General features: G+C 43.3%; 20 protein-coding genes and 1 riboswitch. Of the genes, 5 read left to right on the top strand and 15 right to left on the bottom strand.

Going from position 1 to position 24,000, the window contains the following annotated elements; translation table 11 throughout:
* Positions 1–71 precede the first annotated feature (71 nt).
* The 3 genes from CWC03_RS09290 to CWC03_RS09280 all read right to left on the bottom strand — a co-directional run bounded on the left by CWC03_RS09290 (position 72) and on the right by CWC03_RS09280 (position 4,711).
* Positions 72–1,742, bottom strand: coding sequence for an alanine/glycine:cation symporter family protein (locus tag CWC03_RS09290; protein WP_138581641.1), 1,671 nt, complete (start codon positions 1,740–1,742; stop codon positions 72–74).
* Positions 1,743–1,892: 150 nt separating this feature from the next.
* A complete protein-coding gene (locus tag CWC03_RS09285; RefSeq protein ID WP_138581639.1) occupies positions 1,893–3,020 on the bottom strand; it encodes a M14 family metallopeptidase in 1,128 nt (375 codons plus the stop codon).
* Between the two features lie 245 nt (positions 3,021–3,265).
* A complete protein-coding gene (locus tag CWC03_RS09280) occupies positions 3,266–4,711 on the bottom strand; it encodes a glyceraldehyde-3-phosphate dehydrogenase (protein WP_017219277.1) in 1,446 nt (481 codons plus the stop codon).
* A gap of 188 nt (positions 4,712–4,899) precedes the next feature.
* On the opposite strand from CWC03_RS09280, the gene CWC03_RS09275 reads away from it, so the two are divergent.
* Positions 4,900–5,700: a DUF2989 domain-containing protein gene (locus tag CWC03_RS09275; RefSeq protein WP_138581637.1), complete on the top strand. Its 801-nt coding sequence runs from the start codon at positions 4,900–4,902 to the stop codon at positions 5,698–5,700.
* Between the two features lie 59 nt (positions 5,701–5,759).
* On the opposite strand, the gene CWC03_RS09270 is transcribed toward CWC03_RS09275, so the two are convergent.
* The 4 genes from CWC03_RS09270 to nhaD form a co-directional block, all read right to left on the bottom strand.
* Positions 5,760–7,085, bottom strand: a complete 1,326-nt coding sequence (locus CWC03_RS09270) for a sodium-dependent transporter (protein ID WP_138581635.1) — start codon at positions 7,083–7,085, stop codon at positions 5,760–5,762.
* Between the two features lie 79 nt (positions 7,086–7,164).
* Positions 7,165–7,695, bottom strand: a complete 531-nt coding sequence (locus tag CWC03_RS09265) for a DUF924 family protein (protein ID WP_138581633.1) — start codon at positions 7,693–7,695, stop codon at positions 7,165–7,167.
* Positions 7,696–7,817: 122 nt separating this feature from the next.
* Positions 7,818–9,164, bottom strand: a complete 1,347-nt coding sequence (gene lysC, locus CWC03_RS09260; RefSeq protein WP_138581632.1) for a lysine-sensitive aspartokinase 3 — start codon at positions 9,162–9,164, stop codon at positions 7,818–7,820.
* An 88-nt stretch (positions 9,165–9,252) separates the two neighbouring features.
* Positions 9,253–9,423, bottom strand: a riboswitch (Lysine riboswitch).
* A 145-nt stretch (positions 9,424–9,568) separates the two neighbouring features.
* Positions 9,569–10,816: a sodium:proton antiporter NhaD gene (gene nhaD / locus CWC03_RS09255; RefSeq protein ID WP_138581630.1), complete on the bottom strand. Its 1,248-nt coding sequence runs from the start codon at positions 10,814–10,816 to the stop codon at positions 9,569–9,571.
* Between the two features lie 156 nt (positions 10,817–10,972).
* On the opposite strand from nhaD, the gene CWC03_RS09250 reads away from it, so the two are divergent.
* The 4 genes from CWC03_RS09250 to CWC03_RS09235 all read left to right on the top strand — a co-directional run bounded on the left by CWC03_RS09250 (position 10,973) and on the right by CWC03_RS09235 (position 16,203).
* On the top strand, positions 10,973–12,217 hold the full coding sequence (locus CWC03_RS09250) for an MksB family condensin complex protein (RefSeq protein WP_138581628.1): 1,245 nt from the start codon (positions 10,973–10,975) through the stop codon (positions 12,215–12,217).
* A 4-nt stretch (positions 12,218–12,221) separates the two neighbouring features.
* Positions 12,222–12,770, top strand: coding sequence for a condensin complex protein MksE (locus tag CWC03_RS09245; protein WP_010371906.1), 549 nt, complete (start codon positions 12,222–12,224; stop codon positions 12,768–12,770).
* Positions 12,767–15,544, top strand: a complete 2,778-nt coding sequence (locus CWC03_RS09240; protein ID WP_138581626.1) for an Mks condensin complex protein MksF — start codon at positions 12,767–12,769, stop codon at positions 15,542–15,544. Before CWC03_RS09245 ends, CWC03_RS09240 begins: the two co-directional genes overlap by 4 nt.
* Before the next feature lie 107 nt (positions 15,545–15,651).
* Entirely contained in the window at positions 15,652–16,203 is a 552-nt protein-coding gene (locus CWC03_RS09235) for a DUF4136 domain-containing protein (RefSeq protein ID WP_138523300.1), read from the top strand.
* Positions 16,204–16,303: 100 nt separating this feature from the next.
* Here CWC03_RS09235 and CWC03_RS09230 read toward each other — a convergent pair whose 3' ends face one another.
* The 8 genes from CWC03_RS09230 to nagK all read right to left on the bottom strand — a co-directional run bounded on the left by CWC03_RS09230 (position 16,304) and on the right by nagK (position 23,816).
* Complete coding sequence (locus tag CWC03_RS09230; protein ID WP_138581624.1) at positions 16,304–16,591, bottom strand: hypothetical protein; 288 nt, start codon at positions 16,589–16,591, stop codon at positions 16,304–16,306.
* A 45-nt stretch (positions 16,592–16,636) separates the two neighbouring features.
* Complete coding sequence (locus tag CWC03_RS09225) at positions 16,637–16,864, bottom strand: hypothetical protein (RefSeq protein ID WP_010378049.1); 228 nt, start codon at positions 16,862–16,864, stop codon at positions 16,637–16,639.
* Between the two features lie 236 nt (positions 16,865–17,100).
* On the bottom strand, positions 17,101–18,279 hold the full coding sequence (locus CWC03_RS09220; protein ID WP_138581622.1) for a cystathionine beta-lyase: 1,179 nt from the start codon (positions 18,277–18,279) through the stop codon (positions 17,101–17,103).
* A 2-nt stretch (positions 18,280–18,281) separates the two neighbouring features.
* Positions 18,282–19,184, bottom strand: coding sequence for an NAD(+) diphosphatase (gene nudC / locus CWC03_RS09215; protein ID WP_138581719.1), 903 nt, complete (start codon positions 19,182–19,184; stop codon positions 18,282–18,284).
* A gap of 147 nt (positions 19,185–19,331) precedes the next feature.
* Positions 19,332–20,126, bottom strand: a complete 795-nt coding sequence (gene nagB, locus CWC03_RS09210) for a glucosamine-6-phosphate deaminase (RefSeq protein ID WP_045988699.1) — start codon at positions 20,124–20,126, stop codon at positions 19,332–19,334.
* Positions 20,127–20,388: 262 nt separating this feature from the next.
* Positions 20,389–21,522 (bottom strand): transmembrane glucosamine N-acetyltransferase NagX, encoded by a 1,134-nt coding sequence (nagX, locus tag CWC03_RS09205; RefSeq protein WP_138581620.1) that lies wholly within the window; start codon positions 21,520–21,522, stop codon positions 20,389–20,391.
* Positions 21,523–21,780: 258 nt separating this feature from the next.
* On the bottom strand, positions 21,781–22,905 hold the full coding sequence (nagA, locus tag CWC03_RS09200; RefSeq protein ID WP_138581618.1) for an N-acetylglucosamine-6-phosphate deacetylase: 1,125 nt from the start codon (positions 22,903–22,905) through the stop codon (positions 21,781–21,783).
* Complete coding sequence (nagK, locus tag CWC03_RS09195; protein WP_138581616.1) at positions 22,905–23,816, bottom strand: N-acetylglucosamine kinase; 912 nt, start codon at positions 23,814–23,816, stop codon at positions 22,905–22,907. Before nagK ends, nagA begins: the two co-directional genes overlap by 1 nt.
* Positions 23,817–24,000 lie beyond the last annotated feature (184 nt).

The following is a 24,000-nucleotide window of genomic DNA, read 5'->3' as shown; positions in this document are numbered from 1 at the left end:
GAGGTGCCCTATTCTACTACCTTTGCGAACTCTTGTCCTTAAATGACAAGATAATTTTAATTAAAATTCGCTCACTGTTTGTGTTCTTTGTTGAAATCTTCCCAGTATTCTTTAACCGAAGATTTCATTTCTTTTCTGAGTAGTAAAATACCAAATAAGTTAGGTAAGGTCATTACTACAATGGCTACTGCCGCTAGTTTCCATACCAATGTGGTGTCTGCAAACGACGCCCAGAAGAAACCGGCGACATAAAATACGCGATATGGCATAACCGAGCGGCTACCAAGTAGATAAATCATCGCGCGGTCGCCATAGTATGACCATGCAATTGCAGTAGAAAACGCGAATAACAACAAGCCAATTGAGACGATGTATTTACCATTTTCACCTAAATAACCTCGGGTAAACGCTTTTGTTGTCAGCTCTGCCGAGTGCACTAGAGAGTGCCCAATCAAACTAATACTATTGTCCGTTGGCAAACCGTCTTTCACTTCCACTGTTCCTGTGTACTTGTGACGCTCGGTAATACCAAAACGCACTTGCTCACCAATAGAGCGCGAGTGGATAACGGTAAAGTTTTCTGTAACCGCTTTACCCTGTACGACCTCAATTTCACCATTGAAAGGCTTAACATTGTGCTCTTTTTTACCATTCAAGTAGGCATACAACGCGTCTCGGTCTTGTTGGTTCGATTCGTCATATTTACCGTCTAGAATAACCATAGACGAGCGCTCAAAGTGGGTTTCGAACTTTTCAGTCCACACGCCCGATGACAAAATAACCAATCCCGTCAAGGTACAGATAATGATTGTGTCAATAAATGGTTCAAGAATTGAAACCATACCTTCAGACACTGGTTCATCGGCTTTTGCAGAGGCGTGCGCAATTGGTGCTGAACCTTGACCCGCTTCGTTTGAAAACAGACCTCGGTTAACCCCACGGTTGAATGCATACGCAAAAGAAGCCCCTAAGAAGCCGCCAGCAGCTGCTGAACCTGTAAAGGCATCTTCAAATACAGAAAGGAACGAAGGAACGATATTTTCGATATTATAAAAAATCACCGCAAATGAACCGAGAATATAAATCGCAGCCATTAATGGCACGACGCGAGAAGTGATAGCTGCAATACGCTTGATTCCGCCAAGAATAACGAGCGCAAGTAAAACTGAAAGCACTGCGCCTGTCGCCATAGGGGCAAAACCAAAGGTCGCCTCCATGCCTTGAGCAATGTTATTGATCTGAGGCAAGCTACCTGTACCAAAAGAGCTAATTACAGTCGCAATCGCAAATAAAACCGCTAGCCATTTCATGTTTAAGCGGCGATCCATATAGTACATTGGACCACCAGCCATTGTGCCATCATCAGTTTGGACACGATACTTATGAGATAAAGTCACTTCCACAAACTTGGTTGTCATACCAAAAAATGCGGTCATCCACATCCAAAACAATGCCGCAGGTCCGCCAATTGAAATTGCCAATGCTACCCCACCAATGTTACCGGTACCAACCGTACCAGAGAGCGCCGTAGCTAACGCTTGGAAATGGGTTGTATCTCCTTCGAGGCCTTTTTTATCGAATTTTCCAGTCACGACTTTACAAGCGTGTTTGAAATATCGGATCTGTGGAAATTTCAAGTAGATTGTAAAAAATAAACCTACCCCTAACAGTACATACGGGAACCAAGGTGAACCACCTAACATTCCATCTATGCTATCTAATAAGCTGCCTAACGCATCCACGAATATTCCCCTTTATTGTTGTTATTACACCCTGTTGAGGTGTTCTACCTTATTTTTTTAATACTAATTTGCTTTAAATATTATTTTGTTGTTCTTTTAAACCCACAAAAACAAACGGGTAATCCAAATGGCGATTACCCGTCTTTATACTTACCTTAAGTCGTCAACCACATTTAAGATTGCGGCTAAAGTATCTTGACCAAACTGATATGAACGTCGGTCTGACCAGCCGAAGTATGGATCTGGCAGATTCGCATTGTCCTTAAACGGCATTTCAACAGTATAGGCCAATGCTTTAAACGCTTCACCAACAGCACATGATGCTACGGTAAGATTTGCTTCACCCGGTGCATCTTTATCGTAACCAAATTCATCTTGGAACTCAGGTGTGATAGTTAACAGTGCAGCCTTGAAAGATTCTTCCAAACGCTGTAGGCGCTCATCATAACTCGGAATACCTTCACTACCTGCAACGAAGTTGTACGGTAGTGCTTCATCACCATGAATATCGAGGTACATATCCAGCCCAGTTTCATGCATTTTATTTAATACATAATAAACTTCAGGTGAGTTCTCAAGTGTTGGCGTTTGCCATTCACGGTTTAGATTTACGCCTTTTGCATTTGTACGCAGGTGACCACGAACGCTGCCGTCCGGATTCATATTTGGCACGACATAAAATACCGCTTTCGACAACAGTGCCGCGGCATGTGGATCTTCGTCATCCAATAGTTTGTGAAGTAGACCTTCAACGAACCACTCAGCCATCGTTTCACCCGGGTGCTGGCGCGCCGTGATCCAAATCTTTTTCTTCTCATCTGACGGCTCACCAATAGTGAGCAAACTCATATCACGGCCATCAAGCGTTTGACCTAGCGTCTCTACAACGCACGCATCGTGGGCTTGAGCCCAGTAGACTAGGTCTAAATGACGCTCATAACTATAAGGCGCAAAGTAAGCAAAGTAGGTATGAGCACATTCAGGCTCAAAATCGATAGTTAATGTGCCATTCTCGTAATGGGTTGGCACACGGAACCAAGTTTGACGATCATAAGATGCAACCGCATGATAGTCATCCCAACCTTCTGGGTAGGCTGAGTTTAGTAGTTGGTTGATATGAATTTTGTGCTCTAAAAAAGGCGTAGACTCAAGTCTAAAGTGAAACCATTGAAAAAAGTCAGACTCATTGTCTTTATTGATTTCTAGTTGAATATCTGCAGGTGATTCTGCTTTTACCACCTTGATATTACCACTATCGAAATTACTCGTAATGCGCATAGGTTTCCCTAAATAAGTTAAAAACTGCTGTGTAAATACACTGTTACCATACTCAACTATGCTTCAGTCAAGAATTATATTAAACCTCAAAGAGAAGTAATACTGTGCATGTCTTTGCACAAAGTTGAGGTGTAACTTTTTGTTAGCTAATTGTAGCTGACCTATCTTTGCAAGCCTACCACAACGAACTTGTTTCAAAAACTAAAAAAGCCAGCTGGCGCTGGCTTTTTATCGTAAATTTCGTGTTAGCGAGGTAGACTCGGGAATTTTACTTCCGCCATGTCTTGCATTACACGTACAACCTGACAGCTGTAACCAAACTCATTATCGTACCAAACGTAAAGTACTACACGGTCGCCATCAACGATGGTTGCTTTTGAGTCAACCACACCTGCATAACGGCTACCCACAAGGTCAGTAGACACGATTTCTGTTGATGCTGTGTAGTCAATCTGGTCACGCAGTTCAGAGTAAAGTGAAGATTCACGAAGGAATTCATTTAGCTCTTCAGCAGTTGTTTCTTTACCTAGATTTAGGTTAAGAATTGCCATTGATACGTTTGGTGTTGGTACACGGATTGCGTTACCAGTTAGTTTACCAGCAAGCTCTGGAAGTGCTTTAGCAACTGCTTTCGCAGCACCAGTTGAAGTGATAACCATGTTCAACGCGGCACTACGACCACGACGCTCAGCTTTGTGGTAGTTGTCGATCAAGTTTTGGTCATTGGTGTAAGAGTGAACCGTTTCAACGTGACCGTTTTTAATACCAAACTTGTCGTTAAGTGCTTTTAATACCGGTGTGATTGCGTTAGTTGTACAGCTTGCAGCAGACACAATCTTGTCTTCAGACTGAATGTCTGAGTTGTTGACACCATAAACGATGTTTTTGATGTCGCCTTTAGCAGGCGCTGTAAGTAGCACTTTAGAGGCACCGATTGATTTAAGGTGTTTACCTAAACCATCTTCATCTTTCCAAACACCTGTATTATCTACGATAAGTGCGTTTTCAATACCGTATTTAGTGTAATCCACTTCTTCAGGTGAGTTTGCGTAGATAACTTGAATGTAGTTACCATTTGCTTTAATCGCACCTTTTTCATGGTCTACCGTGATTGAACCATTGAAAGGACCATGAATTGAGTCACGGCGTAAAAGGCTTGCACGTTTCTCAAGATCACCATCGCGGCCACCGCGAACAACAATTGCACGTAGGCGTAAATCAGCGTGAGAGCCGCCACGTTCGATAAGTAGGCGTGCTAATAAACGGCCAATGCGACCAAAACCATAAAGAACAACGTCACGAGGTTCTGGACGTGCGCCTTGGTTTAGTAATTCTGCAAGTTCTGCATTTAAAAACTCTTCGATTGAGCGGCCTTCACCTGCATTTTTATAAATGTAGGCATAAGCTAGCTTACCAAGGTCAACACGACCCGGTGCCAATTCCATTTTGCTGATCACTTCTAAGAATGGAAAGCTTTCACGAAGACGTAGTTTGCGCTCTTCAAAGCGTGCCACTGTTTTGTGTGCTTTGATAACATCAATGGTGCTTGCGCTTACAAGAGGACGGCCGTATACAGAGATTTCAACGCCTTTATTACGGTATAGACGACCGATTAGGGGTTGCATGCTTTCTGCATAATCTTGACGCTCTTGCCAGCTGTTTTGATATTCTTGCTCGTGAGATAAGGTCATTTTTTCTGCCTAATAAACAATTTTCTTTGAACGGATAGCCCGAATGGGCACGGCTATTCTAATTTAAACTGCCGTGATTCTCCACTGTTACCGAACAATTCATTGCGTTAAACTGATAAACTATTAGCTCTACCCTGTTTATTCGGGCGTAACCCCCTATAATTATAAAAAATCATTGAGGTCAAACTATGGCGTTTAAAAAGTCGCTAGTTTTTGCAGCGTTACTACTTGCTGGTTGCGACAACACCCTAACCTTGAACCAAGTGTGTAGCGAAACGCCTGGTTTTTGTGAAGACTTAAATAAAGACAGTCACTGTAAAGACGAACGTGCATCGCTTATCTACGCGCGCTATCACGAATACAAATCCCCGACGGACGAAAACAAATATGACTTGTTGCAGAATTTAGAAAGCTACAACCTGTGTGTTTCTCGCGCCGCCAAAATTGAGCACATCAAGCTAAAAGAAAAAACCACTTCACGAGTAGAAGGTCATCTCACTGCGCTAAAAGAAACGACACGTATTTACAATGAAACAAAAGGCAGTAACCACCCAGGCCTACTTTATTATCATTGGTCTCGTAACAATGATCGCACAGCAATGAACAAGCTACTGAACATGCAGGATGACCCTAGAGTTCAAAACGATCCCGAAATTCAGCTTTTCCTCGCAGAGTTTTACGCCAAAGTAGATGACGATAAAACCGTCGATATTCTCTACCGTGTATTAGAGCTAAACAAGAGAGGCCATACCCCTAACCCAGAAGTCTATTCATCGTTAGTTAGTATTTTCTACAAACACGAAAAATATAAGCATGCATACACTTTTGCCCGAGTGGCTCAACTTTCTGGGGTTGAAGATATCGATATTATTCCAGTGGCAAACCAACTAGCGTCAATGGGAAAGGATTTAGCCAACTTAGATTCATTGGCGCAACGAACTTACGAGAGTATTCAGGCTGGGGAGTTTGTTTCCCCCCGTGATTTCTAAACCTTGTTACCAAAATCAAAACGGGAAGCTTTCGCTTCCCGCTTTTAAAAAAATCACCACTACTTTGCCAGTGCTACGTTAATAAATACCGCGGTCATCAAGACTGGGCAAACAAATCTAACGTACTGAGCAAACCAATAATGTGCACCACGAGATTCTAAGTGGAGCTGATTACCGCGCTTCCAAACCCAACCAACAGTAATAAAGTAGAACAGTCCCATCAATGGTAGCTGATATTGCGTGAATAGACTGATCACCAACTCGAACAGCCAATCAAAGTTTAGAATAATCGTGCTTGATGCTAATAAGATAACTAACGTAACCAACCAAGTCGCGTGCTTACGATTAAAGCCATGATTTTCAACTAAAAAAGACACCGGAATTTCTGTTGAAGAAATGGTAGAAGTTACTGACGCAATCGACATAAGTACAAAGAAAGTCAGGCTTACTAATAGCCCCACTTCACCCATATTAGCAAACAGCTCAGGTAAAATTGCAAAAATCAAACGGCCTTCACCGATTAATTTGCCGTCTTGAAATACTTGAACACCATTTTGTTGCGCAACAAATATTGCTGGGATAATAAGTAAACCGGCCAAAAATGCGACACTGGTGTCTAGCATTGCAACACTCAACGTAAGCTTAGGTAGATTTTCATTCGGTTTTAAGTACGAACCATAAATCATCATGCAGCCCACACCCAACGATAACGAAAAGAACGCCTGCCCCATCGCCGCGATGATCAAATCAGGATCACTAATTTTTGAAAAGTCCGGTACTAAATACGTTCTAAACCCTTCTGCTGCGCCGTCTAATGTCGCCATATAACCGATAAGGCAAAGCAATAATACTAGTAACAAGGGCATGAGTCTGCGCGACCAAGCTTCTATGCCTGATTTTACGCCTTTGAGAATAATGCTCGCAGTCAAAATTAACATCAGTGGCGTAAAGATAAAGTTTCTCAGCATCGAATCACCGCTCAGAAACTGGTGTGCGGCATCCAATTCAGCCATTTGCACAAGAGGATCGAGTGCATGAGACAGCATCCATCCAGCCACAATGGAGTAAAAGCTTAACATCACGATAGCACCAGCAAGACCAATATATCCCGCCGCAGCTCCTATTTTCGGATAACCTTCACGCCAGGCTGTCTTAAGTGCTTTAACTGGGTTTGCTTGTGCCTGGTGGCCTAAATACAATTCGGTGTACAGTGCAGGTAATGCGAGTAAGAAAATCACCGCAAAATAAACCAGTAAAAATGCACCGCCACCGTGGTTTGCGGCTTGTGTGGGAAATCCCCAAATGTTACCAAGTCCAACAGCCGCACCAGCTGCTGCTAACACAAAGCCAAATCGGCTTTGAAATCCATCGCGCGTATGAGCCATGTCTGTAATCAATCATTATTTTTGTAGACGGCCGATTATACGTACTTCCGCTGAAAATGCGAGAGGTTCGAGCCGCACCTCAGAAACTCGAGTTAGGCGTCCCTAGAAAATCCATTTCTTCTTCTGTTGAATCACGATTGAGTATTTCATTTCGATGGGGATAACGGCCAAATCTATCGATAATTTTTTTATGCGCGACTTCAAAATCATAATTAGGCAGGTCACGAAAATAATGATCTGCGGCACGATGGATGATGCGACTTTCACTATGCATCATGGGTAGGTATAAAAACATCAATTCAGTGTCGTTAAGCTGGCGATGATAGCCCTTTTCAATGGCATGCTGAGTGAGGCATAACGCCAAAGGATCACTGGCAAACGCCGCAGGAGTGTCTCTGAATATATTCCGTGAAAACTGATCTAAGATAATGATTTCGCACAGCGCGCCAAGTGGTGTTGCTCTCCAGCTCGAAAGCTCACCTTGGTGCGCCATTTGGTGCAAAATACCGAAGCGATTTTTTATTATGCGATCAAAGTCCGCAGACTTCTTCCACCAATCTGATTCAGTGCATTCAACAAACCAGAATTCGTAGACATCTTTATAATTCATGATGGCACTCCTAGGGAAAAACAAACTTGATGGTCAGCAGACCCTAACCGTTATAAACAAAGTGCCATCCATTATTCAATAATGCAACTTTTTTATTAGTTCCTGAAAAACAATAAATTCATTTATGCAACCTCTAGTAATTTAGCATGAATTGACTGCACGACCTGATCTGACTCCTGCTGCTCCACTAAAAAGCACAGATTGTGCTTGCTCGCACCATGGCATATTAGTCGAATATTAAACTCTGACAATACATCCATCAGATTAAGTTGGCACTTCTTCAACTGGATCTCAGAACCTATCATGGCCACCAAAGTGAGATTATTTTCAACGGTCACATGACAAAACTCGCCAAGTTCATCCAAACAAGCTTGCTCTAACTCTGGTCGAGAAGCATTCGGCGCATTATCCAGCGTAAGTGCAACACTAATTTCCGAAGTCGTTACCAAGTCAACCGATATATTGTAATTGCTTAAAATGGTGAAGATACGAGCCAAAAAGCCGCTAGCAAGAAGCATTTCAGGGCTCTTTAACGTCAATAGTATTTGGTTTTTGCGTTGTGTCACTGCGCGAATACCTGCTTGCGCCGTTTTCTCTTTTTCAATCCAAGTGCCACCCGCTTGCGGATCACGACTTGAACCAACAAATACTGAAATACCTTTACGACTCGCTGGCAATATGGTTGCGGGATGTAACACCTTGGCACCAAATGTCGCCATTTCTGCCGCTTCATCAAAACTCAAACGAGGAATAGGTCTAGCCTTTGCACACAAACGCGGATCAGTACTGAAAATACCAACTACATCGGTCCAAATATGCACACTTGACGCGTCAATTGCCTCTGCTAACAATGCAGCACTATAGTCAGAACCGCCACGACCAAGCGTAGTCGTCTGGCCGTATTGGTCACTACCAATAAATCCTTGCGTCACTTGCACTGTATCGCCAAGTAGCGCGACCAAACTCGTTTGTGCCGCCTCACGCGTCGCTGCGACATTCGGATTCGCTTTACCAAATTGATTATCTGTTTTAAGTACCTTACGCACATCAAAGCGCGACGCCTGAACCTGGTTATTACGTAGTATTTGGGTAAACAAATAAGAAGAAAAACGTTCGCCAAAGCTCAACATTTCATCGCATTGCTGTCTGCTCAGTGCAGGTAAACTCGCAAGGCTTTCAAATTCACTGAAAGTTTGCTTGTAACCCTCAGCAAGATCTGCATCCAAAGACACTTGGTCGATAATCGCTTGCTGTATGTTTTCAACCGCTGCAACAACTGCTTTGCGCCCGGCTTCATCTTCCTTTTGTTGGGTTAGCGTTACAAGGTGATTGGTTACGCCAGCACATGCACTCACAACGACCACTCGAACATTAGGGTTGTCACGAACAATGTGAGCACAACGAGACATAGCTTCAAAGTCAGCGACACTGGTACCGCCAAATTTGGCTACAACATACTGCGAATTCATTTTCTCTCCTCTCGACTGTTGGCACAGTCAAATTTTATAAGGAGAACTCGGCATGGGATTTCTAGAAAGACGAACACTTGAAATGACCTTTGCCAGAAGCTCTCCACCAATACGGTGACAGTTCCGAGGATTCAGCCTCGTAAACCGAAGAATTGTTGCGACGAGCAACTTTTCTCCTCGGCGAATACTTCCCTCACTAGTGGTCATTGGTCTCGTCACCTCACACTAACTACCTAAGCATCGCGCCTCTTCTGTTTATTTTGCCTTTGTTAATCTGAATAAAAACAAAATAAAAGCCCGCAATCAATGCGGGCGATGTAAGAAAATTATCTTTTAGCCGTCTAGGTGTCAAGTTATTTATGAAAAACTTGCGCTGGAGCGGTAAAGAATTAAGCCAATTTGTCTTAAATAAGCTGGCCCGCGAAATACGCGCCACTATATCCAATGGTGTATGCGACAAGCAGGTAGACACTCATTTTAAGATAGCTTGAGAAGGTTAAGGCTTTTACCTTACTCATTGCAATGATCCCCGCAGCAGAACCAATGATAAGCATAGAACCTCCAACACCAGTGGCATAAGTAAAGGTAAGCCACTGCCCTGGTGTCATCGTTATATCTGCTTTTAATAACGCCGCCGTCAATGGCACGTTATCTACTGCAGCGCTCATTAAACCGACCAAGTAGTTTGCGTATTCCGGCGCAAGATGCAGGTACAAATCGGTAAATTTAGACAGTACACCGACCTCTTTCAATGCACCAACGAGTAACAGCACACCAACAAAGAATAATAACGTGTCGTATTCAATTTCACGGATATAGTCGATGATTTTCTTGTTAACGTCTTTCTTGCGCATTAAAAATTGTGCAGTCAAAAACATCAACGATAGTCCAAATAAGAAAGTTAGCATTGGCGGTACATGGTATTGCACGCTTAAGAATAACGTGGCAAAAATGGTTGACAAGAAGATGAGTGCAATAGTGATATCGGTCTTTTCGATTCTGCGTAATTCTGCTTTTTCAAAGGTAATTTTTTCATTCATACCAATAGAAAGCATGGCTGCCAACACAAATACACTCAACATCGACGGCATGATCAGCAATAAAAGGTCTGGGATCGTGACTTTATCGGCCAAAAATATCATCAAGGTGGTTACATCACCGGTGATCAATGATACGCCGCCCGAATTGACACTAAAGATAATTAACGTCGCATATTTTATTAACTTTTTCGGGTCAAGTTTCAAAGACATGACAACAGCTAATGAAATAAGCGTCGCAGTAATATTATCCGAGATGGATGAAAATATGAATGCAAAAGCACCGACCAAAAACATTAGCTTGCGTTCGCTAATATGGGTTGGCATGATCCGATGAACAATATTTTGGATAAACCCTTTTGAGTTCAAGTAGGCCACAAACGTCATGGCAGCCATTAAAAACAGCCATAAAGTCGCGATTTCCAAAATGTTATGGTCTAGCTCAATTTGTACAATTTCTGGGCTTTGGCCATGAATCGGAGAGATAAAGGCGATAATCCAACATAAAGTGCCAAAAAAAAGCGTTGTTTTGGCCTTGTTTACGTGAATAATATCTTCTATAACGATGAGTATAAAAGCGATGGCGATCAGGGTTAGAATAATGGACGTGACCATAATGCGTAAACAACCTGTAATTAAATGTAACAAGGGGTGGGTTCGTTTTCGCGGCGGATTCTAGCACCATCACAGTCCCCATGCTACGTACGATAAACATTTTGTGACAAATTGATGAAGTTGTGATGTAGCCTAGCTACTACACCTTGGAAAGTTATGATCCCAGCTAAAAAATTATTAAATACGATAAACGAGCACTGGAATGTGTTGGAGCTACTTTTTAAACGATTTAAGCTCGCAGATTTCAGCCTAAAAGATGTACAAAACATCCTAAAACAGAAAAACCCAAGCTGGTCGAGTGAACGAATTTATAAAGAAACCAATCGACTACTCCAGCAAGAAATTATTATTCCTTTAGCTAAGTCCTCACAGTTAGAGATCAACCGTTCAATCGCTGACTTTGCCAGCTTCCTTTTGCAAGAAGAGAGCCTTGGTTTAGCGGAAGAGATCACGGTGCTAGTAAAAGACTTAGAAAGACTAGGTAATCGCATCGCACAAGCCGGTGAAGAGGCTGACTACTCTGAGCTACGCCGCTTTAGCCGCATTATGGACGAACGCGTTCGTAAAATTGTTAAGCTGTTCGAACATAACGAAAGTGCTATCATGAACCTAGTAGAGCAAGCTAAATCGGATACTTCAACGCTGTCTCTTGGCATGAGATATAAAGCGGTATTGGAAGCGTTTGAAGAATATATCGAACCTATGCTGGAAATGGTCGATATTCATGGCCCTTTCCAGCGTTGCTTTGATCAAATAGAGCTTCAGGTCAGTGAGCAAATTGATGAGATTGAACAATTAGGCCGTGGCGCTGCAGACAAACGTATGCTGGAGCAGCTCAGAACACGTATTTTAGATATGCACCTCATTGGTAGAGAAAGCTTAAGCCGTAGTGCCGATCTCCTTATGCCGTTACGAGAAGAACTGCGCCGTAATACACTCATTACACGGCAAGCCTCCAAAGTCCTTGGACAAATTAGAAAACGCGGCGTTGACCGACTACTTTCACCAGTTCAACCAGAATTTGTGTCAGACATTCAACGTTTTAACCTTGGGCAAAAGCGTCACATGGTCGCTTATATGGCAAGTCTCGTTGAGTTTGAACATGAAGAATATCAGCTGCCCGATCAAGACGATGTACCAGCTTATCAAAGCCCTTACATTCCAGATTACAACTCGGTAAAAACGAGATTTCAACAAACCGGTAAAAAGCGCCAGGCACTATTGGGCTTTTTAAGCGATAGCTACCCAGATCTTGAAGCAGACGAAATGCTGTTTCTCTATCAAAAGCTGATCAACGAATCTGACTTGGCACTTAGCCAAGAGCAACAAAAGAGTAAGATCACTATCGCATCGCATACCTTCTCTTTATATCCATTTAGTGCCAAAGCAAAACAAGATTAGCATTATGACGACAATTAACTTAGATATGCTCAACGAGCTCCAAGCCATCAATAAAAAACTGGTGAGCGGGTATCATATCAGTGAGCAAGACACGACCCTTTGGCAAGAATTAGATCAGCAAATTGATAGCTATCAAGCGCTATTTTCAGCTTTAGGCCATGACTTACAGCACGATGCCCGTGGCTTTTATTATTTGGCAAGCGATGAAAGTACGCCAAATATGGGGAAAATTTCCCGCGCGATTGCCTTAACCATTTATATTTTGATTGAGCACTATGCCAACCAAGGTAAAGATCCGCTTCGCGTACTATTTGATGAAAGCTGCGATTTAGAGCTAATGCAAACCATAGTGCAGCTCAATAAGCATCTTTTTGACCAGTTGGAGATTTTTTCGGGCTCAGATCTCAGAAAAGACGTGTTTTTACGTATGGTGAGATTGGGTCTAGCCCGTGAGGTTGAACAAGGCTTTATGCTACTTGCACCGATTTATCGCTACATTGACGCGCTAATGGAAGTAAACGAAGAACAATATGATATTGAGGACGAGCTATGAGCGAGCAGTTGTACGGCTTAAGTAAACTAGCGTTATTAAATACCGCCGGATACGCTAAGTGTGTCATTCCTCTGGATAAAAGCGCGTCAATCTGCGCTCCGAATAACACCGGTAAAAGCTCAGTGATCAATGCGCTGCAGTTTCCACTTATCAACGATTTAAGACTGACTGAATGGGATGGTCACGATTTAGAAGAAACGCGTAAGTTCTACTTCTCTTCTGATCAATCCTATATTTTGCTTGAAGCCAACCTCCCCCACGGCGATGTGGTCATTGGCGTTGCGGGACTGGGTAAAATCGCCGGTTACGCGCATCAGTTTTTTTGCTATCAAGGCAAACTCAATCTTGATGATTACACCGAAGGGAAAAGTATCATCAAGTACACTAAGCTATTTAATCACTTACAGGAAAAACAACTTAAGCCTGTAGAGCTAAAAGCACAAGAGCTTAATGCCCTACTCACAGGTGGCGCCACCCCATTTGATGGTGATATCAACCTGAAGATGATCCCACTGAATAATGTCCAAGATGCGCCTGTATATAAAGAAATATTCCGCCGTATTCTGAATCTGCATAAACTCGGCGCGCAAGACGTAAAGCGCTTTATGCTCAAAGTGTTTGAACGTCATATGTCGAACTCGAAAGTCGACTTTTATGAAGTCTGGCGTCGCGCTTTTGATAAGGTCAACCGCGCTCGCCGTGAGCTAAATGCGCTGGAGTCGATGCAAGAGCCAATTTCAGCCCTTGAGAAAATGCTTGAAAATGAAGCGGTATTAAAAGGTAAATTGGCGGCTTACGCCCCGAAACTCGATTTAGCTTTGGTCGAATATGATAACTATCATAACGAGCAAATTGCAGAATTAGCAACACAGCTAGAAGACATAGAAGCCGAAAAGCGCGAATTTGAGTCTAAACAGCAACTATATGTTCAGCAGTCTCGTGATATCGAGCGTAAACAAACCCAAATAGAGCAATGGTTTACCGATTTCCACGCGTTAAAACGTGAATTTGAACTAACTAATCATGCAACGCTTAAAACCAATTTAACGCTGTTGAAAAAGGAATATGAGCAACTTTCCTTCTCTATTAATAGTGCACAGGGGCAAAGTCTCCATACCCTTGATTTTCGCATCAACGAAACACAAAAGCAGATTAAGAGTTTAAAACTGCAACTCAAGAACCTTGAGTTCAACCTGTTTACTCGTATGCGTGAAGATCTTTCTTTAAAAGAAGTGGAAGAGATCTCACGGATCTTGAACCCAGATTTGTTATCGTTTTCAACCACTTCTCAAGGTGAAATTGATATCACCGACGAGGATGCCTTTGGCGCATTTTTAGAGTCGCTATCTAAGTCAGTTCAAGGCGGTGAGCTTAAAGTACCTGGCGCTACCGTTAAGTTGAAAAAACTAAGTCCAGTACAAATGCAAAGCGGTGAGAACAAAGCCCAATTGCAAGCACAGCTGGAGTCACTACAACAGTCGCTTAACGACTTAAAGCAGCAGCGTGAAGTAGCTGCAAATGTCGCTGAAAAGCAAAAAGAACGTGATGCGCTTTATGATGAACTCATGGCAACAGAAGCGGCCATGAAACGCTTTGAGCAATATCAAACCATGTTGCAATCGGTCGATGCTCAACAAGCACTAAAAGAGCAACTAGAAATGGAACGAGAGCAAGTTGATGAATATTTACATGATATTCAACGTAATGCTGGTTCAATTTCAGACCGCCGCTCTATCATTAAAAGCAAGCAAGACTTGTTGGTGCGCCAAGCCGACCGCCTAAAGCAAGTGAAGTCAGAACGTATCGACCACACACTAGACCTATATTCGGGTAAGCTGGCACCATACGAAATCGACATTAACCTAGATTTTGATAACCTCTCAGAAGTGGTCCACCAATTTAATAAAGATTGTAATGAGCTTAGAAACTTAGACGTTAATGTGCGTAATACCTACTTGCATATCTACAATGCTGGGATCACTAAGTTTGAAAACGAGTCAGACGTTACTATTAAGTATCAAAAGCTGATCAGCGCGTATCACAACTTGGATAACGAACGAGATGCCGTCGATAAACAAGCACGAGTGGCGCTCACTGAAGTGGCCGCAACCATTAAAGGACTGCGTCAAGACTTAGACCGCTTACGCCGAGAGATGAACAGCTTTAACAAAGGCATAAGCCAGCATCGTATCTCTAACTTGCAGGCATTCAAAATCAATGTCATCCCTCGTAAAATGCTAGTTGATAGCATAGATACCATTATCAGCACTTCAGATTTATATGAAAAAGGCGAAAGCTTAGACTTACTGAGCGAGCAGCCTAGCTCAGAAAAGTCTGTTAATGAGGCGAAAGATCACATCATCAAACTAGCAAGTGATAAAGCGGGATTGACGTTAACCGATCTCTTCGACATTCGCTTTGAAGTGGTCAACCGCGCAGGTGACACTGAGCACTTTGATAAAATTGACTCGGCTGGCTCTAACGGTACGCGGATCACTATCAAGCTTTTATGTGGCATGCTATTTATCCGCTATCTGCTATCTGATCAAGAGCAAGCAATGTATCGTATCCCGATTTACATCGATGAAGCTGCGGATATCGACCCACAAAACCAAAAGGCTATTATCGAAACCGCACTAAGCTTTGGGTTTGTGCCAATTTTTGCATCGGTGAAACCACAGATCAGCTGTGACTACTTGGTGCCGATCCGCAGTGTTGCACAAGGTAGCCAAAACTGGGTGGATGAAAAAGACTGGATTGAAGTGGAACATTAATCTCAAGTTAATGTCTCAGATACAATTATTAAAGGATGCTTGTCTCTACCATTTAACGCCTTAACACGTTAAGGTAGAGCAAACATCCGACTAAGGAGTAAAGACACATGTTTAAGAATATTGTTATCGCCACTTTGGTGCTGATGTTAGCGGCCTGCGCCAAAACCCCTGATTGGGATTATGATAAGTCTGTACAATTCGCTAACTACAAAACCTATGCTTGGTCACCCGAAGCGGACCTAAAAAATAATGGTCGTGAATACCAAGTCAATGACTTAATGGAAAAGCGGATCCGCAGTGCAATTCAAAACGAAATGAGCAAACAAGGTTTCACCCTCACCGATCCGCAATCGGCCGACTTACTGGTTAACTATCACGCATCAGTTGATACAAAAATTGAATCTGACTCGCTTCACACCACTTATGGTGCGCGTTGGAACTACTGGGGTATTGGTTGGCAAACACAGACCACAACACGTGAATATGAAGTGGGCACGCTAGTACTCGATATGATAGACAAAGCGTCTAACCAGCTAGTTTGGCGCGGTGCAAAAGAAGGCCGCTTGCGTAGCAACCAATCACCTGAGCAAAGAACAGCGTCAATCAACAAAACCATTTCGGAGTTGCTGGCTAACTTCCCACCACAGCCACAACACTAAGCGAAAGTCGGATCAAGCCTTGGCTTGATCCGAATTCTACGAAATAGCTGAACTAAATTGGGTGGAGTTACACAACAATTAAATAAGTTTGTAGTTAGTTTTAAGATTTATTCTCGCATTTTATCGTCTCTTCCCCAAGACGATAGGCATTATTTGCCAGCACATAAGTTCCCGAAATAATAGCAGTAGTAGGAACGAGTATCGGCGTTAACATAATTCCACTCACGGAATAATACGTATTGGTTTCATCTGCAACATCGACTATCTTTAGGGTTTTTCTATCCGATGAAATCTCGCACTTGTTGGTATGAGCAGTATCTTGAACAGGCATTACTACACAAGCGCTTAGTGAGATTATCGGTAACATAATCAATAAATTTAATTTCATCACTTTTCCTTGAATTTGGGTTGCAATACTCTTGTGACGTAAGTCTTAAATATTACCTTCCTCTATAGATTCCCTGTACTTACGCTTAAAGTACTTCAAACTGGCATTGATCTCTTTAATTTCCATTCTTGATTCCACTGCTAAATCTCTCATTTCTTTGACTCTTTTTGAAATAAGGTAAATAAAGAGGGGAATTGGTATACATAAAAAAATAAAACCTATGTAAACAAGCGCACTTATGACGCTGATACTACTCCACATTACTTCCATCATATAATTCTCCTTGAAACTTCCTATGTATTATTTTATGTAAAGCTGGCAAAAATACGTAAATAAAGTTACTCCTTTCAACGCCATAAAACTAGCTTTATATGACTTGTGCCTCCAAGTTTTGCAAAACTATTTGGGTCAAGATGATGAAAACCATGCGGCCTTGATAGCAGTGTAGATAAGTCCGAGGTACCTCACTTAAAATGAAGCACCCAATTCCGCTAAGTCGAACCGAAGCTTTAAGATTTACCGAGGTTTTGTTCGTAAACCTTAAGTGCGTGTTCTAAATCTTCTATCAAGTCTTCTACGTCTTCAAGACCGATGTGAAGGCGGATCACGGGGCCCAATGCCCAACCTGTGGTTGATCGCAAATGCTCCATGGTTTTATTGGCTGTAACTAAACTTTCATAGCCGCCCCATGAGAAACCCATTTTAAAATGGGATAAAGCATCTAAGAAGCGGTTAATCGCCTTTTGGCTACCTTCTTTCATTACGATTGAAAATAAACCATTACTGCCATCAAAGTCTCGCTTGAAGAATTCATGGCCTGGGCAAGTCTCAAAAGCGGGATGCCTAACGTGGTCCACGAGCGGATGCGTTTCGAGCCATTTCGCCACCGTCATTGCCGACTGCTCGTGCTGTTTTAACCTCGCAGGCATAGTACGTAACCCACGTAGTGCTAAATAGGCATCATCTGCAGAGGTACATTGACCAAGTAAATACGAGTGCTCTCTAAGCTCAGGCCAATAGCGCTCATTTGCAACGGCAACCCCCATCATGACATCCGAATGCCCAACAATATACTTGGTTGCGGCTTGAACGCTGATATCAACACCATGATCGAGCGGACGAAACTGCCAGCCATTACCCCACGTATTATCAAGCATAGTGATAACGCCACGGCGCTTTGCAACTTCAACCATCGCTGGCACATCTTGAACTTCCATGGTGATAGAACCAGGGGACTCTAAGAACAACACTTTGGTATTGTCTTGAATTAACGCGTCAATACCAGCGCCAACCATAGGGTCATAATAAGTGGTTTCGATACCATAGCCTTTTAACAGCTTATCGCACAAATCTCTGGTTGGTTCATAGGCAGTATCCACCATCAGCAAGTGATCGCCTGCTTTTAAAAATGACAGTAGTGACTGTGCGATAGCAGCAGCACCAGACGGATACAAGGCGCAACCCGCACCATTTTCAAGCTCAGTAATGGCATCTTGCAAGGCGAAATGGGTATTGGTGCCACGGCGGCCATAAAACAGGGTACGATGTCCACGGCCTTTTATCGCTTCTTGCATTTCGGCAACGCTCTCAAAAACCACGGTAGAGGCGCGCTGAACAACTGGGTTTACTACCCCTTTGGTATATTCTGCTTTTCTTCCAGCAGCAACGATTTTAGTATGCTTTTTCATAATTACTCTTCTGATTGTGCACGCCAGTATTCAACTAAATATCTGGAGATAGAGTCTTCTCTGGTGAGTTTATAGCCGGGCTTTGTATCGCCCCACTCTGAAAATGTATTAAGCTCCGCCCGTGAAAACCATTTAGCTTGCTCAAGCTCATCTTGCTCGACAAAAATCTCTGTGGTTTTCGCCTTCGCGATAAATCCAAGCATAAGTGAAGACGGGAACGGCCAAGGCTGTGAGGCAATATAAGTGGCGTCGTATGCTTCAACACCCGCCTCTTCCATCACTTCCCTTATCACGGCTTGCTCTAACGACTCGCCGGGGTCAACAAATCCAGCCAGCGTCGAAAATACACCTTCTGGCCAAATTGCCTGACGGCCCAACAAGCAGCGTTCAACGCCATCAGGGAAAACATGAGTGACAAGCATGATAACGGCGGGATCGGTGCGTGGAAACGTCATATGGCGGCATTCAGGGTTAACACAACGTCTTGCATGGCCTGCTTCAACCATTTTATTGGGTTGCCCACAACGTCCACAAAAACAATGGGTTTTATGCCAGTAACATAAGCCTCGTGCAAGCACACCAATTGAGCCTTGTTGCTTTGGTAAGTTACGACCCACTTGGCGCATGTCGATGAATTCTGACTCGGAGTCAATAAAAGAGAGCTTGTCTCGTTGTTTAGAGACGTCAAGCGCAAAATAGCTGTGCGCTTCGTCACGACCTAAGAATATCGCATCTTGAAGTGCTAAATCAGCGACTTCTGTTCGAGAAAGATAATGTAATTCATCATCTCGGGCACGCACTAAATTAGCGTCGTCTTGAATTAATAACCAGCGACTATTGTCACCCATTTGAGATAATAACCAGTTTTGATCTTTTCTTTCGTTAGATGCTCTGTCCAACGTCATTTGAGTGTAATACAGCAAGCCCCTATTCCTTCGTGTTCTGGAACATTTTATCCACCTCGGCGAGACCTTAAAACTACCATAGCACAAAGGTACAGGCAAAAAAAAAGCCCATAAATGGGCTTTTGAAAACTACAGTGTGATTTCACACTACAGAGAGGCAAGATAGTCCAACAGCTTTTGATTTTCGTTTTCAATATGCTTATAGAATTCAATATCTTTTAGCTTAGATGCCGCAGCTTCATCGATGACGATTACAGCATCACGATGCATTTGTAGTGCCGAAGCAGGACACGCCGCAGTTAACGGGCCTTCCACCATAGCAACAACAGCATCGGCTTTGTTTTCACCCGTCGCTAATAACACGACTTTTTTAGCGTCTAAAATCGTGCCAATACCCATTGTGATTGACAAGTGAGGTTGGTACTCATCAGCTTTAAAAAAACGAGCATTATCATCAATCGTCGCTTTCGTTAGGGTTTTAACCCGAGTGCGTGACGTTAAGCCAGAAGATGGCTCGTTAAAGCCTATATGGCCATTTCTGCCAATGCCTAATAGTTGTACATCAATACCACCAGCAGATTTAATACGCGCTTCATACTCGCCGCACGCCGTAATTGGATTTTTTGCATCCCCCGGTGGTACGTGCGTGTTACTTTTATCAATGTTGATATGGTCAAACAGCTGCTGCTGCATAAAGTAACGATAACTTTGTGGGTGCGAGCCATCTAAGCCTAAATATTCATCTAGGTTGAAGCTGGTAACTTCAGCAAAACTGATTTCGTTCGCTTGGTTACGCTTAATTAATTCTTGATACAAAGCGACCGGTGTTGAACCCGTCGCTAATCCCAACACAGAGTTAGCTTTACGCTTTAATTGCGTTGTAAAAATGTCTGCACCATATGCTGCCACTTCGGCAGCGTCTTTTAAAATGACTACTTGCATACGATTAACCACATGTTGAGATGATTAGAATAAAATGGGATCTGAGCCTTGCCTCGCGTGCAATCAAAGCAAGGTCAGATCGAACCTAATTGGGATACACAACATTAGGTTATTACCATTATGACAACGCTGTCATTATTATCAGAAATAATTCGCTTGTAAAGCAAAAGTGAAAAAAAATATGGATATTTTTTACTCTATGCAATCGAAAGGTGTTAAAAAGCCCACAACGGTGGGCTTTTTGAAAGGAGGCTTGTGAATATTACACACTTACAAAAATACGACGTTTATACATCCAATGCAGCACTAAAAGCTGTACCGCCAATAGCGCAAAAACAGCAATTAACGGCTGCCACGCTGTTGGCACGGCGGCAATCACGCCACCAAATACACTTTTACTAATAAAGGTCCAATTCACTATGCTTGACGCCAAATAAATAATAATGGAGTTGGCTCCTATAATAACAAATGGATACGCCCAACGTTGAAAGCTGAGTACATCTACTATCGCGTAAAATACCGCAAGTAGAATTGCACTCCAACCGACGGTTACTAGCACAAATGAGCTTGTCCACAATTCTTTATTAACTGGAAATTGCATGTCCCAAAACCAACCTAGTGCTAAGACGAGTACACCTGTGCCTGCCAAAATACCAACGGTTTTCCACTCTCCTTGCGTTTGGGCATTGGCAATCGCGCGACCAGCAAACACACCTGCGATAGCGTTTACAATGGCAGGTAAGCTTGACAGCACACCTTCTGGGTCAACAGGACGGTTTTGATAACTGATCCCTGGTAGTAAATACGTATCAATGAACGCATTCCAACTACCAACACCATTCGCACTTAAGTCCCCCGCTTGCCCTCCGGGAACTGGGATAAAGCAAAGCAATAACCAATAAAATATCAATATGCCTACACCCACACATGCCAAGGTTCGCAAACTCGTATGCCAAACCAGCAAAGCACAAAAGAACCAAGCAAACGCAATGCGACCTAATACACTGGCGTAGCGAACACCGTCAGGATCCATTGGGATCCCAGTTCCCCAACCATGGTTGTATAACACGCCAAAGGCACACAGTAACAAAAGGCGCTTCAGTGCTTTGAGATAAAACGGTTTACGTTCATTAAAGGGCAGGTGGTCGATACGTTTAGGCGACAAGCCCATCGCCACACCCGATAAAAAGATAAAAAGTGGAAAGATAAGATCATAAAAAGTGAAGCCATGCCAAGGGCTGTGCAGCGTGTGCGCTTCAAAAGCCTTCCACCCTTGCCACCCAGTTAGTACAAACAGCGCCGCAAAAATAGATTGGCCACCTAAGATCCAGAACATATCCATGCCGCGTAAGGCATCTAAAGATGCAAGTCGCTTTGCCGTATTATTCGTTGTCATTGCTATTTATCCGCGTGAAAACATTAACTATGGATCGCTCGAACAAGCAAATCCATTTGCCTCAAGGTGAGTTTTGATGCGCGTTGCAATCGCGACTGCATAATAACGCACACGACAATAACTTCCTGAGTCGTCAATCCACCCATGCTTAACCAAATACCGGCTAAGCTTAAAAAACAAAGCCCCGCGGTACTGCTGCGGGGTTTTATCAGGGAAACTTAAGCGGCCGTTTCCGTCCACTACTCGATTGCAAATCAGTTACAGCAACTGACCACCAATATAGGTTTGTGTCACAATCAAATCGCTGTCGAGCACCACGAAATCAGCATCAGCACCCGATCTTAGATGCCCCTTTTGAGACAGGCCAAGATATTGCGCAGGGTAAAGAGAGGCCATGCGCAAGCTTTCCGCTAAGCTCACGTTAAGCGTATTGACAGTGTTTCGCACCGCACTTGCCATATCCAATACACTACCTGCAAGCTCACCGGTTGTTGAATTTAACCGATCACCGGTACGAATAACTTTTCTGCCGTCAAAAAAGTCAAACTCCGTATCATCTGTCCCAACCGGAGGCATGGCATCTGTCACTAGCATCATTTTGCCACGCTGCTTAGTACGAATCGCAAGTTGCGCCGACAATGGATGAACATGGTGGCCATCAACAATCAAACCACACCAGCTATTGTCATTCCAAAGCGCAGCACCGACAACGCCCGGCTCACGGGAAGTAAACGCAGACATTGCATTAAATAGGTGAGTAAAGCCATCCACGCCAACATTGAGTGCAGCGTTAGCGGTGTCATAGTCCGCGTTTGAATGACCGATACACACTTTCACACCCAGTGAAATCAAGCGTTCTATATCGCTAAGTGGCACGGTTTCAGGTGCTAAAGTCACCATTTTGATACCTAAGTCTTGACGCGCGTATACCGCAAACTCTTGCTCTGAGATTGGTCTGATGAACTTTTCGCTATGCGTACCCTTTTTAGGGTGAGATAAGTGTGGGCCCTCAAAGTGGATCCCTAGCACCCCTGACTGATTAGCTGCTATAGCTGCTGCTGTTGCGGCTGCCGCTTGTTGCATTACTTCAATTCTGTCAGTGATAAGGGTTGGCATTAGTCCCGTGGAACCAAATTGGCCATGTGCTTTAACCATAGTCGCCAAGCATTCAGTGGATTGCTCGGCGTTAAAAAATGCACCGCCACCACCATTAACTTGTACGTCAATAAAACCTGATGCAACTAGTCCCGATAACTTAGATACATTGGTCGCTTGCGACTCATTAATATAACCAATTTGGCCGTTGTTTACTTCGAAATAAACGTCTTTTCTAAAACTTTCACCATCAAAAAATTCTGGAGCAAAATAACATTGAGTCGTCATTAGTTCGCCTTTTTTAATTCTTGACCTGCACTTTGAATTGCAAAGTAAATTGCCCCCATTTCAGGAGGTTGTTTCGGTAATTGGACTTGCTTTGCAACTTCTGGGTCGAGCCAAGGTTGTAGCGGCTCTGATAATCCGCCGATCATAGAGAGTCTAGGCGGGTTTAATTCAAGTAAACGCTTTGCTAAACGACTAATATATTCCGCACCCGACTTTACGATAGAAAGGGCCATTTCATCATTCAGCTTGGCTTGTTCTAATACATAACGAGCCAGCTTCGCATAACCACTAGATGGCTGCCCCGCCATTTGCTCTGCAATACCCATTGCCCCTTTCGCACTGAAGTGCTCTAGCAATACTTGGCTCAATGACGTTTTTTCGCCAAGGCCATCAAGATCGAGTAACGCAGCTTTTACCGCCTCTAACCCCATCCATGCGCCACTGCCCATATCGCCTTGAGCAAAGCCATGACCACCATAGTTCACTGTTTTACCGTCAACTAACGCAAAACCACAGGAGCCGGTACCCGTAATAATTACTGCACCATCGCTACCTTCATGCGCACCAATACACGCGGTGTGTAAGTCTGTGGTAAGGAACATTTGTTTAAAGGGATGCTCCCACTGCATGATCTTGTCATAGAGCGCGGGTAGGTTAACACCTGCAAGGCCAAGACCTGCATTTAGCTCATGTACTTGCTCAACACGAAGACCTGCGTCTTGTAACGCCATTTGTGTCGACACCATAATGGATTCAAGTGTGCGCTCTAAGCCATGTAAGGGGTTCGCAGGACCGCCTAGACCCGTACCCAAAACGCCATGTTGAAGAGAATAAATTGTAGCGCGGCATTTTGTTCCACCACCATCGACGCCGATGTATAGTTGGTCTTGGTTAACCTGTTTAGCCATCATGTAAAGACCCCTACTTTGTTCTGGATTAGACCGCGTTATTGTTTTCGTTAGACACGGTTTTTCATTCATGTTGAATTGATGTTACACAACAAATGACAGCGTTGTCATTAAATTTTTCAAGAAATTTCTTCATTTTGAAAAAAACTAATATTGCACAGTTTGTGAGGATTGTCAGTGAAAAATT

The organism is Pseudoalteromonas sp. S2755 (assembly GCF_005886535.1).
Lineage (GTDB): Bacteria > Pseudomonadota > Gammaproteobacteria > Enterobacterales > Alteromonadaceae > Pseudoalteromonas.
The sequence above is the reverse complement of the archived record's forward strand: the minus strand, read 5'-3'. Positions and strand labels throughout refer to the sequence as shown.

Coding starts and splice junctions, on each gene's coding strand:
- CWC03_RS09285 (WP_138581639.1), bottom strand. CDS start 3,020: ATGCGCATTACGAGTAATTTCGATAGTGGTAATATCAAGGTGGTAAAA.
- CWC03_RS09280 (WP_017219277.1), bottom strand. CDS start 4,711: ATGACCTTATCTCACGAGCAAGAATATCAAAACAGCTGGCAAGAGCGT.
- CWC03_RS09275 (WP_138581637.1), top strand. CDS start 4,900: ATGGCGTTTAAAAAGTCGCTAGTTTTTGCAGCGTTACTACTTGCTGGT.
- CWC03_RS09270 (WP_138581635.1), bottom strand. CDS start 7,085: ATGGCTCATACGCGCGATGGATTTCAAAGCCGATTTGGCTTTGTGTTA.
- CWC03_RS09265 (WP_138581633.1), bottom strand. CDS start 7,695: ATGAATTATAAAGATGTCTACGAATTCTGGTTTGTTGAATGCACTGAA.
- lysC (WP_138581632.1), bottom strand. CDS start 9,164: ATGAATTCGCAGTATGTTGTAGCCAAATTTGGCGGTACCAGTGTCGCT.
- nhaD (WP_138581630.1), bottom strand. CDS start 10,816: ATGGTCACGTCCATTATTCTAACCCTGATCGCCATCGCTTTTATACTC.
- CWC03_RS09250 (WP_138581628.1), top strand. CDS start 10,973: ATGATCCCAGCTAAAAAATTATTAAATACGATAAACGAGCACTGGAAT.
- CWC03_RS09245 (WP_010371906.1), top strand. CDS start 12,222: ATGACGACAATTAACTTAGATATGCTCAACGAGCTCCAAGCCATCAAT.
- CWC03_RS09240 (WP_138581626.1), top strand. CDS start 12,767: ATGAGCGAGCAGTTGTACGGCTTAAGTAAACTAGCGTTATTAAATACC.
- CWC03_RS09235 (WP_138523300.1), top strand. CDS start 15,652: ATGTTTAAGAATATTGTTATCGCCACTTTGGTGCTGATGTTAGCGGCC.
- CWC03_RS09230 (WP_138581624.1), bottom strand. CDS start 16,591: ATGAAATTAAATTTATTGATTATGTTACCGATAATCTCACTAAGCGCT.
- CWC03_RS09225 (WP_010378049.1), bottom strand. CDS start 16,864: ATGATGGAAGTAATGTGGAGTAGTATCAGCGTCATAAGTGCGCTTGTT.
- CWC03_RS09220 (WP_138581622.1), bottom strand. CDS start 18,279: ATGAAAAAGCATACTAAAATCGTTGCTGCTGGAAGAAAAGCAGAATAT.
- nudC (WP_138581719.1), bottom strand. CDS start 19,184: ATGACGTTGGACAGAGCATCTAACGAAAGAAAAGATCAAAACTGGTTA.
- nagB (WP_045988699.1), bottom strand. CDS start 20,126: ATGCAAGTAGTCATTTTAAAAGACGCTGCCGAAGTGGCAGCATATGGT.
- nagX (WP_138581620.1), bottom strand. CDS start 21,522: ATGACAACGAATAATACGGCAAAGCGACTTGCATCTTTAGATGCCTTA.
- nagA (WP_138581618.1), bottom strand. CDS start 22,905: ATGACGACTCAATGTTATTTTGCTCCAGAATTTTTTGATGGTGAAAGT.
- nagK (WP_138581616.1), bottom strand. CDS start 23,816: ATGATGGCTAAACAGGTTAACCAAGACCAACTATACATCGGCGTCGAT.